Source organism: Lachnoanaerobaculum sanguinis (assembly GCF_033242365.1).
Lineage (GTDB): Bacteria > Bacillota > Clostridia > Lachnospirales > Lachnospiraceae > Lachnoanaerobaculum > Lachnoanaerobaculum sanguinis.
In genome coordinates this window covers 1-340 of record NZ_BTHK01000072.1, presented here as the reverse complement: position 1 = coordinate 340, position 340 = coordinate 1, and the positions used below count along the sequence as shown (strand labels likewise).

The window sequence follows — 340 nt, the reverse complement described above, 5'->3', positions numbered from 1 at the left end:
ATTAATGCACTATAAAGAATGCTTTGAGATTATGGGGAAAGATAGAAACAGCTACTCAAAAACTGATTTGGAAGCAACCTTTATGCGAATGAAGGAAGATCATATGCTGAACGGGCAGCTAAAGCCGGCATACAATGTACAGATAGCAGTAGAGAATTATTTTATTGTGCATGGTTATGTAAGTAATGATCGTACAGACTATAACACACTGATTCCTGTCCTTGAAAAGCATAAGAAAGCATTTGGAGAAGTGCTTGAAGAAGTTACGGCAGATAGCGGCTATTGTAGTGAGAAAAACCTCTTATATCTGAAAGAAAATCAAATAGACAGTTATATAAAA

At 35.6% G+C, this 340-nt stretch carries 1 protein-coding gene; it reads left to right on the top strand.

Going from position 1 to position 340, the window contains the following annotated elements; all coding sequences use genetic code 11:
- On the top strand, positions 1-340 hold a 340-nt coding region (locus SBH76_RS13580; protein WP_317978172.1), incomplete at both ends, for a transposase.